Source organism: Desulfosporosinus sp. BICA1-9 (assembly GCF_000802135.1).
Map to the genome: position 1 here is coordinate 22017 of NZ_JUEE01000170.1, position 9834 is coordinate 31850.

At 45.2% G+C, this 9834-nt stretch carries 8 protein-coding genes and 1 pseudogene; all 9 read right to left on the reverse strand.

Features of this window, described 5'->3' with window-relative positions; genetic code table 11:
• Window positions 1-70: 70 nt before the first annotated feature.
• Window positions 71-1147: a [FeFe] hydrogenase H-cluster radical SAM maturase HydE gene (gene hydE / locus JL57_RS21415; RefSeq protein ID WP_034143967.1), complete on the reverse strand. Its 1077-nt coding sequence runs from the start codon at window positions 1145-1147 to the stop codon at window positions 71-73.
• Window positions 1148-1186: 39 nt separating this feature from the next.
• Window positions 1187-2653 (reverse strand): [FeFe] hydrogenase H-cluster radical SAM maturase HydG, encoded by a 1467-nt coding sequence (hydG, locus tag JL57_RS21420; protein ID WP_034143951.1) that lies wholly within the window; start codon window positions 2651-2653, stop codon window positions 1187-1189.
• A gap of 55 nt (window positions 2654-2708) precedes the next feature.
• Entirely contained in the window at window positions 2709-4514 is a 1806-nt protein-coding gene (locus tag JL57_RS21425; protein WP_034143950.1) for an NADH-dependent [FeFe] hydrogenase, group A6, read from the reverse strand.
• 141 nt (window positions 4515-4655) lie between these two features.
• Window positions 4656-6332, reverse strand: a complete 1677-nt coding sequence (gene nuoF / locus JL57_RS21430) for an NADH-quinone oxidoreductase subunit NuoF (protein ID WP_366557070.1) — start codon at window positions 6330-6332, stop codon at window positions 4656-4658.
• Between the two features lie 55 nt (window positions 6333-6387).
• Window positions 6388-6888, reverse strand: a complete 501-nt coding sequence (gene nuoE / locus JL57_RS21435; protein ID WP_034143949.1) for an NADH-quinone oxidoreductase subunit NuoE — start codon at window positions 6886-6888, stop codon at window positions 6388-6390.
• 307 nt (window positions 6889-7195) lie between these two features.
• On the reverse strand, window positions 7196-7435 hold the full coding sequence (locus tag JL57_RS21440; protein ID WP_034143948.1) for a DUF2933 domain-containing protein: 240 nt from the start codon (window positions 7433-7435) through the stop codon (window positions 7196-7198).
• A 47-nt stretch (window positions 7436-7482) separates the two neighbouring features.
• Window positions 7483-8214, reverse strand: a complete 732-nt coding sequence (gene tatC, locus JL57_RS21445; RefSeq protein WP_034143947.1) for a twin-arginine translocase subunit TatC — start codon at window positions 8212-8214, stop codon at window positions 7483-7485.
• A gap of 280 nt (window positions 8215-8494) precedes the next feature.
• The gene (hypE, locus tag JL57_RS21450) at window positions 8495-9502 is read right to left on the reverse strand and encodes a hydrogenase expression/formation protein HypE (protein ID WP_034143946.1); all 1008 of its coding nucleotides are present in this window, start codon (window positions 9500-9502) and stop codon (window positions 8495-8497) included.
• Window positions 9503-9555: 53 nt separating this feature from the next.
• Window positions 9556-9834 (reverse strand): annotated as a pseudogene (locus JL57_RS35155) (hydrogenase formation protein HypD); the annotation flags it as partial.

Genomic DNA, 9834 nt, shown 5'->3' on the forward strand with positions numbered 1-9834 from the left:
GATTCCTAAGACCCCAACTTCTTGTAAGAAAAGAAAACAATACTTATTTCACTGAAAAAAACACTATAACTTATTTCATAATTCGTTTTTGTTTTAATTCATGGGTTCGGATAAACCGACTGCTGTCACCCCGGCTGAGGTCTGCTGCCATGCCAACGGAATTAATCCTCCGTTCAATACAATACCGGCACTTACCCGACTCATCATTCAGACAAATCTTATTTTGATATAGTTCATAAAGTTTCCTCACGGAGGAGGGCGTTAAAAGCGGCATCACAACGTTAGCCCCTGCTTGGAGGGCAAGCTCCCGACCTTGCGGGTGCAGGGTGCCCATGGCTGTCGCAGCGGGCAATAGAGACTCCGGAAGCAACAAACGGGTTAAAGCAACCATTACCAGGGTATCTTCAACTGTGCCTCCCTTTTCCCCCTTCAAGGGGGTTTCAGAGTGGGGAATGAAAGGTCCAATTCCCACCATATCCGGTTCCAGCTCTTGGAGATAACATAAATCTTCGGCAAGATCGATATGACTTTGTCCCGGTAACCCGACCATAAACCCGGCTCCCACCTGATACCCTATTTCCTTTAGGGCCTGTAGGCAGGCCAAACGGTTCTCCAACTTCATAGTAGGGTGTAGTTTAGCATACAACCGTTCGGAAGCGGTTTCATGCCGCATCAAAAAACGGTCCGCTCCTGCTCGAAAGTACGCTTCATATTCGTCTCTTTTTCTCTCCCCAATGGACAAGGTAATAGCTACGCCCGGAAACTTATCTTTAATACGTCTGATGATCTTGACAATAATGTCTTTGGTGTACCATAGATCTTCGCCGCTTTGCAGGACAAACGTCCGGTATCCCAAATTATAACCTTCCTGACAGCAGACCTGGATCTCCTCTGGGGTTAAGCGGTAACGCGAAAGCATAGGGTTAGATGCCCGAATCCCACAATAGAGACAGTCCTGTCGGCAGTGATTAGAGAACTCAATCAGTCCCCGCAGGTACACCTCGTCACCGTAATGCTTTTTTTTAGTCTCTAATGCATAGCCAAAAAGAGTTTGCCGATCCTCATCTTTAAGGTTTTGCAAAAGATAAATAATCTCTTCTTTTGTTAATTTATTGGTATTAAAAGCCTTTGCGATCAGTTCTAACATCCCTACCACCATCTTTTTGGAAGAATTTTTTCTTTGTAATCATAGATAAATGTCCCGTTCCCCCAGTTCCAACCTTTTGAGAGCCTCTTCTGTGTAATTCCGGATCTTCTCACTCTTTATTTCCTGTAAATGTTTCAGGATTGTCTCTTCGCCCACTTTCTGAGTCTCCGGTGAAGCATAATCCAACAGATATTCCTTAAAGGTGAGAATAGCGTTAGGCTGACAGACATTTTGGATCTCGCCGGATTTGGCCAGTGCCATAAACCTGTCCCCAGTTCGTCCCTGACGGTAACAAGCCGTACAATAACTTGGTAACCAACCCGAGTTACAGACACTATACAATACTTCATCCGGACTCCGATGGTCTTCGACTTCAAATTGGGGAGATTTCTCCTGGTTGGTAACGGCAGGATGGTCAGTTGTTGTCTTGTCCTGTTTTTCCGCTTCTTTAATGTATCCGCCGACACCGGTACACGAACCAGCGGAAATTTGGGAAATGCCAATACTCAGCAATCTGTCCCGCAGTTCCGGTCTCTCCCGTGTGGAAGCAATCATACCGGTATAGGGCACTGCTAAACGGATGATGGCCACCAACCTCATGAATTCCTCATCACTGACAAGGTAAGGGAAAGTTTCATAATCTACCCCCCGGGCTGGGCGCAAGCGCGGTACAGAGATTGTGTGCGGCCCCACGCCAAAGCGTTGTTCCAGATGTAAAGCATGCATCATCAAGCCTAAGACTTCGAATTTATAGTCATAGAGCCCAAATAAGACCCCAAAACCTACATCATCAATCCCGGCGGTCATCGCCCGGTCATGAGCTGTCGTATGCCAATCATAATCTGCTTTGGGGCCAGCGGGATGCATCTTCTGGTAGGTTTCCCAGTGGTAGGTTTCCTGAAACAAAATATAGGTGCCAATACCAGCATCTTTCAACAATCTGTATTCTTCAACAGTAGTGGCGGCAATATTGACATTACAACGCCGGATACTGCCGTTGGCGAATTTGATGTCGTAAATGGTCTTTAAGCAGTCCACTACGTATTCAATAGGACATTCCTCCGGGTGTTCACCGGCTTCCAAAGCAAGCCGTTTGTGACCCATGCCCTCTAAAACCTTTACCTCTCCTTTTATTTGTTCCATAGTAAGCTTTTGCCTGATGAACTTGTTATCCCGTTTATAGCCGCAATATACACAGCTATTGATACAATGATCGCTTAGATAGAGAGGTGCAAACAGAACAATCCGTTTTCCGTAGATTCTTTGCTTGATTTCCGCAGCTACTTCGTACATCAGGCCTGTTAGTTCTGCATCTTCGTTTTCCAGTAAGACAGCAACTTCGAGTGGAGTCAAACCTTTCGCTGCGCGAGCTTTGGCAATTATCATTCGAACTTGAGCAGTCGTCGCCTGTTTCCCTTGTTGCAGTAAATCCTTAATCTCCTGATCATAGATGAAGTCAGCTGCTTGCCATTCCCGATTAAATGCTTCTCTTCTTGATAAAGTCATCCTTTTCACCTTCCTTAGCTGGCAGTCTGCATTCTTACAGACAAATTCCACCGCGTTATCCCAGACAATCCCTTTTTGTGGGCAAATGTTCGTTATATATACCTCTATCCGTGTAGTGAGTATGCAATAACTCATGTGATTTGTGTCCCAAGGGGTGTCCAAGAAATTCTGCATATAAAGACTGAATCAAAGGATTCTCATGAGATTTTCGGAGCTGTTTACCCTCGTCTTCCTGATAAATTGCCGCTAAACGTTTCCTGCGAATTTCGGCTGTGGTCGGTCTCGGTTGACCTCCGCCACTAATACAGCCGCCGGGACAACCCATAACTTCAATAAAGTGATAAGGCGACTCTCCTTGAGCGATCTGCTCCATTAAGATTTTAGCACCCTTAAGCCCGCTGGTTACAGCAACCTTAACCGTCACACCGCCCAGGAACTTATACTCAGGCAACGGATTTTCAATTACCAGATCAGCTGTCTTAATTCTCTCCAAACCGACGATCGGATGGACATGAAGCCCGTCAAACGGAAGTTCCCGTCCGGTTATAATTTCATAAACTGAGCGTAGGGCGGCTTCCATAACTCCGCCAGTAACACCGAAAATATCTGCTGCACCGGTCGATAGACCCAGCGGATTGTCGAAGTCGGATTCCGCCAAGGCCCGAAAATCAATCCCGGCCTCTTTAATCATCCTTGCCAATTCCCGAGTCGTTAGAACAGCATCGACATTGGCCTGGCCACCATTGGTCAGTTCCGGCCGGGTTACCTCAAACTTTTTAGCGGTACAGGGCATGATCGAGACGACAAAAATATCTTCCGGACGTATCCCGACCTTCTCAGCATAATAGCTCTTTGCCAATGCTCCGAGCATCATATGCGGCGACTTACAAGTAGAAAGGTGGTCAAGTTCAGCCGGGAATGCGTGCTCGACAAACTTCACCCATCCTGGACTACAACTGGTAATCATCGGTAAGACGGCACTGCTGCCGTTAAATACTTGCTGGATACGCTGCAAAAATTCGTTGCCTTCCTCCAAGATCGTCAAATCCGCCGCAAAATTGGTATCAAATACATCATCAAAACCCATCTCTCGCAAGGCGGTAACCATTTTTCCCGTTACCAGAGTCCCCGGTTCATAACTGAATTCTTCCCCCAGAGCAGCCCGAATCGCCGGAGCTGTCTGGACAATAACCCGTTTCTTGGTGTCATGCAGGGCGTTCCAGACCTTGGTAATCGCGTCCTTCTCCTGCAAAGCGCCTACAGGACAAACAACCGTACACTGACCACAAAAGGCACAGTTTACTGAATTCAGTTGCAGAGCCGCTGCTGGTCCGATCATTGTTTTAAAGCCCCGCTGCTGAGCATTTAGCACACCAACACCCTGAATTTCATTACAAACGGTTATGCATCGGCGGCATAAAATGCATTTCGAGGTATCCCGCATGATGGAAGGAGATAAATCATCGAGGACACCTTTGGACTGTTGCCCGTTAAACCGCACTTCTTTAACTTGAATTAATTCCCCTAGTTTTTGCAGTTCACATGACTGGTTCCGCTCACAGTTCAAACAATCTTTCGGATGGTCAGAAAGCATTAACTCATAAAGGAGCTTCCGGGCTTTTTGTACCCGCTCCGTTTTAGTGTGAACAACCATGTCCTCTCTAACTGCGGTTATGCAGGAAGCTTGTAAATTTCTAGCACCTTCCACTTCCACCGCACATATCCGGCAGGAACCATATTTATGAACCCCTTCCAGATAGCACAAGCTAGGAATTAAGATATTATTCAGCTTGGCTGCTTCCAGAATTGTAGTTCCTTCCTTAACAGTTATCCTTTTATTATTTATAGTTAGATTTATCATTGTTTGCCCTCCTGTCATAAATCGAGCACTTAATTCAAGTATTGACTTTTTGTAAATTCCAGCATCTCGTTCGGGTCTTCACCCGGAATACCCATCATATTTCCGAACCGGGTTCCAAGCGTTACAGCAACGGCTAGACGCTTAGGCCGGAGAACTTTTCGGGACGAGTTTTTTTTGCGCATTTCGACATGCTTGGCAACTCTTATCCTGAATGTGTTCCTCATACTCATGGCGGAAATACTTAATCGTACTCAGAACAGGGTTGGGTGCTGTTTGTCCTAAACCGCAGATGGCTGTCTCCCTGATGTTTTCTCCTAATTCCTCTAACAGTTCGATGTCTCCTTCGCGGCCTTCACCTCGCATGATCCGTTCAAGTATTTCCAGCATACGCTTAGTACCAGTCCGGCAGGGAACACACTTACCGCAAGACTCATCTTGCACAAATTCCATAAAGAAACGGGCCACGTCCACCATACAGGCATCTTCATCCATAACGATAAGTCCGCCTGAGCCCATAATGGCTCCGAGTTTGATTAACGAATCGTAATCAACAGGAGTGTCAAGATATTCCTTAGTTATACAGCCGCCAGAAGGACCTCCTGTTTGGGCAGCTTTAAACTCTTTCTTTTTAGGAATACCGCCGCCGATTTTGAAGAGAATGTCACCTAAGCTCATTCCCATGGGAACTTCAACCAATCCGGTATTGACTACATTACCGGCAAGGGCAAATACCTTAGTCCCCTTGCTACTGGCAGTCCCATACTGTGTAAACCACTCACAACCGTTTAAGACAATGGGAGCTATATTGGCATATGTTTCGACATTATTAATAATTGTTGGCTTGGCAAATAACCCGCTTTGGCAGGGGTACGGTGGTTTTTGCCTTGGTTCGCCGCGTTTTCCTTCTATCGAATGCATTAACGCCGTTTCTTCCCCGCAGACAAAAGCACCGGCACCAATGCGAATTTCTATATCAAATGAGAATGCGCTTCCCAAGATATTCTCCCCTAACAATCTAGCTGCCCGGGCCTGGTCAATCGCGTGTTCCAAACGTTCCACGGCCAGTGGGTATTCAGCTCGGACATAAACATAGCCTTTGTGGGCACCAATGGCATATCCGCCAATCATCATTCCCTCTATGATGCTGTGGGGATCTCCTTCCAGAATGCTGCGATCCATAAAAGCACCAGGATCACCTTCATCAGCATTGCAGACGATGTATTTAACACTACCAGCGGCTTTTAATCCAGCTTCCCACTTCACTCCTGTGGGAAAACCTCCGCCACCACGTCCGCGCAGGCCTGATTTTTTGATTTCGTCAATCAGACTTTCCGGAGTCATCTCGACAACCGCTTTTGCAAAAGCCAGATAGCCGTCTCTTGATATATAGGCCGGAAGAGAAGAGTGATCAATTGCTCCGCAGTTTCGCAGGGCTATTTTTACCTGGGCTTTAAAAAAGTCAATATCCTTCAGACAGGGTACCCGTTTCATAAGTTGACGGTCGAAAAAGACTTTATTCTCTACTATTTTGCCGTCGATAAGATGAGACTGGACGATCCCCGGAATATCAGCAGGCTTTAGCCTGGTATAAAAGGTTTCGCCCGGCGAAACTACCATCACCGGCCCAATATCGCATGAACCGATACATCCCGTTTCAAATACGACGACATCCTGTTCTAAACCGTGCGCCTTGAGGGAATTGAGCAAAGCATCCTTAACTGCATGACAGTTAGTAGAGATACAACCTGCGCCGGAACAAACCAAAACAGTATAGTTGTATTTGCTGATAGCTTCATTGTAACTTGACCGAACTTTCACAAGATCTTCTTTAGTATTGATATAGGAAAATGCGACTTGCACGACAATTCACCCCTTACTTATTCGTGTATTCACCAAGAATGGTATCCAACTCTTCAGGATTCACCCTCTGATAAACTGTGTCATTAACCGTCATTACTGGAGCAAGACCACAAGCACCAATACAACGCGCTACTTCCAGGGTAAAGAGACCTTCTTCCGTTGTCTCTCCCACTTTAATGTCTAACTTTTTCTTTAACTCATCGACGATCTTTTTAGCACCACGTACATAACAGGCAGTTCCCATACAGACCCTGATCGTGTACTTTCCTCGAGGACGTAAAGCAAAGTAGGAATAAAACGTGACTACCCCATAAACCTCAGACAACGGCAACTCCATTTTTTCAGCTATGAATTGTTGCAGCTCAAGTGGCAGATACCCGAAAATTCCCTGGGCTATGTGCAGAATCTGGATTAGACTACCTTCATGAGCTTTGTACTCTTCGATGATTTCCGCGATCCGTTGGTACTTCTCCTGGTCGTCTTCCAGACAACACGTGCATGTAGAATTAGACATTACCGAAACACCTCCCGAAAAATTACTTGATCCAATACCTAACCAAACTGCTTGATGATATGGGGCTAGGCCCTTGAATCGATACTTGAATTATAAATAATTAATTTGAAGAACTCTTGAATTAAAAATAACGCTTTTGTAATATTCTCTTCAAAACGGACTTTGAAAGCCCGTTTCCTGAAACTTCATTCCTTGCTGCTTTGCCATAATTATTAGTTGCTTTTTTCTATATTTCCTTGGATCTAGGTACAAAAACAAATGACCTAATATCCTTGTTTTCAGGATATTAGGTCATTGTATGCCCAGTTTATTCTTGTTTACAATTTTCCCCATCTGCTACATCTTGATGTTTATGATTATGAGACATGAATTTCATCATTACTAAATGTCCCAATGGACAAGCCAATATTAATAACACCCATAATCCATTTTTTACACCTGAACTTTGCAAGTTTAACGATGACAGTACTGCTAGCAGAACAATCGGTACCAAACAGCATAGTAACATTAAGATGCCATGTGATAAATGTCCACCTTTATTTTTCATTTTGCGCCCTCCCATTATGCTCATCACTTCCTGTGAATTATTTTGTCTCATGCATAGTTAACATTTTCTTTCTTCATCTTGTTTTTTTCCATAAAATAAATAACCCAGATGCTCGATTCGTAGAGAAGAAGTACTGGGGCAGAGATGGCCACTAGAGTTAAAACGTCTGGGGTAGGTACGATCAGACCTATGAGGAGAAGGACTCCAATGTAGCCATATAGTCGCGTATTTCTAAGCTTTCTTGATTTTACTAAGCCCAGCCGGCTGAGGGCTATCATTACGATGGGAATTTCAAAAAAAACACCCATACCAAATGTTAATAATAATAGGAAAGAAAAATATTTACCACCCAGAAGCATAGGGTTAAGGTAACCCTCTCCAACCCCCATAAAAAATCGTAGTACTAAAGGGAAAATCACTTGATTACCAAAACCTGCTCCCAAAGCAAAAAGGATCAATGCCGGTGGAATGGCAGAGAAAATCGTCTTCCGTTCTTGTCGAGTACAGCCTGGCATAATAAACGCAATGGCTTGGTAAATAAGCACCGGCAGGCTAACCATAATCCCCCCTACGACTGCTATTTGAATCGTTGTAAAAAACCCATCAGCAGGACCGATAAAGTACAGTTGCTTTCCACTTAAAGGAGCCGTAAGCCACATGATAACTTTATCCATATTTAGATAAATCACGGTGGCGCCGGCGAGCAGCGCCACAGATGAAATAATGAGACGGTATCTGAGCTCCCCCAAATGATCTGTCACTGTCATCTGCTTATCCATATGCCCCTCCTTTTCGAGGAAAATTTATAATGTATTTACCGAATCTCCTGTGGTTCTATGCCGAGGATGGTAACCTTAGGATTTTCTCGATACTTGAATTATAAATGACCAATTTGAAGAACCCTTGAATTAAATTTAACGTTTTTGTAACATTCTCCTTGACGCTTTTTAAGTCCGTTTCCTTTTCTACATTACTTGGATTAGGTTCAAAGACAAATAACCTTATATCCTTGCTTTGTCGGATATAAGGTTATTACGTAAACATGATTCAAGCTTGTTTCTAACAGATACGCGGCAGTTGATCAGCTACAAGGACATCAACAATCCTCTTACCACCAATGCCTGTCTTAAGGTACACTTTACCGACAGGGCCATTGACCACTTCACCGATTACCGCAGCATCCTGTCCCAGCGGGTGTTTTCGAAGGACATTCATAGCTGCCTCAACCTGCGGTTGCGGCACCACGGCCAGAAACTTACCTTCGTTTGCCAGATATAGAGGGTCTAATCCTAAGATATCACAGGCTGACTTCACATTTCCCTGAACGGGCAGGGAATCCTCATCTAAACCAATACCCACACCGCTCTGCACGGCAATTTCATTGAGAGTCGTCGCTACTCCACCCCGTGTAGGGTCCCTAAGCACCCTAATACCTGGTACCTCCAACAATAACTCTTGGATTAACCCGTTGAGCGGAGCACAGTCACTGCGGAGATTATCAAAATTAAGTTCCGACCGCCTGGCCATAATGGTCATGCCATGGTCGCCTATCGTCCCATTAATGATGATCTTATCCCCTGGCCTGGCGTTACTTCCTGACACATCAGCCCCAGGAAGTATGACCCCAATACCTGCCGTATTGATAAAAAGCTGATCAGCACAACCTTTAGGTACGACTTTCGTGTCGCCGGTAACAATTAGCACACCGGCTGCTTTAGCCGTGTCTGCCATAGACTGGACAATCTGCCTAAGGCTGGCCATCGAAAACCCTTCTTCTATAATAAATCCTGCACTTAAATACAAGGGTCGGGCACCGCTCACAGCTAAATCATTGACTGTTCCGCAAACAGCCAGTTTCCCGATGTCTCCGCCAGGGAAAGTCAGGGGAGAGATTACATAACTATCTGTGGTAAACGCAAGTCTCTCCCCGGGTGTCAAAAACCGAGCTGCATCGTTCATCTCATCGAGTAAGTCATTACTAAAATAGTGATGGAAAAGCTCTTTCACGAGTCTTTGGGTGTATTTGCCACCGTTGCCATGACCGAGCAATACTTTTTCTTCTTGCATACGTTCCTCCTTCAAAAACTATTACTAGAACAAGAACACTCATCTGTGTCCACTTAATTATGGTACTTATAATACGCACCACAGGTACCCTCTGAGGAAACCATGCACGGCCCTACAGGTTTTTCCGGATTGCAAACGGTTTTAAACAAAGAGCAATCGGGAGGTATTTTCTTCCCTTTGAGAATCTCGCCGCATAGGCAACCTGCCGGACCGGCGTTTTGGCTTTCCTCCAGGCCAAAAACTAAGCGCGCGTCAAAGTTTGAGTATTCCGGCTTGAGTACTAGGCCGGACCCTGGTATCGTTCCTATACCCCGCCAGGTGACGTCTGCTAA

Excerpts from the sequence above, each read along its gene's own strand:
- hydE (WP_034143967.1), bottom strand. The coding sequence starts at position 1,147 with ATGTTAGAACTGATCGCAAAGGCTTTTAATACCAATAAATTAACAAAA.
- hydG (WP_034143951.1), bottom strand. The coding sequence starts at position 2,653 with ATGACTTTATCAAGAAGAGAAGCATTTAATCGGGAATGGCAAGCAGCT.
- JL57_RS21425 (WP_034143950.1), bottom strand. The coding sequence starts at position 4,514 with ATGATAAATCTAACTATAAATAATAAAAGGATAACTGTTAAGGAAGGA.
- nuoE (WP_034143949.1), bottom strand. The coding sequence starts at position 6,888 with ATGTCTAATTCTACATGCACGTGTTGTCTGGAAGACGACCAGGAGAAG.
- JL57_RS21440 (WP_034143948.1), bottom strand. The coding sequence starts at position 7,435 with ATGAAAAATAAAGGTGGACATTTATCACATGGCATCTTAATGTTACTA.
- tatC (WP_034143947.1), bottom strand. The coding sequence starts at position 8,214 with ATGGATAAGCAGATGACAGTGACAGATCATTTGGGGGAGCTCAGATAC.
- hypE (WP_034143946.1), bottom strand. The coding sequence starts at position 9,502 with ATGCAAGAAGAAAAAGTATTGCTCGGTCATGGCAACGGTGGCAAATAC.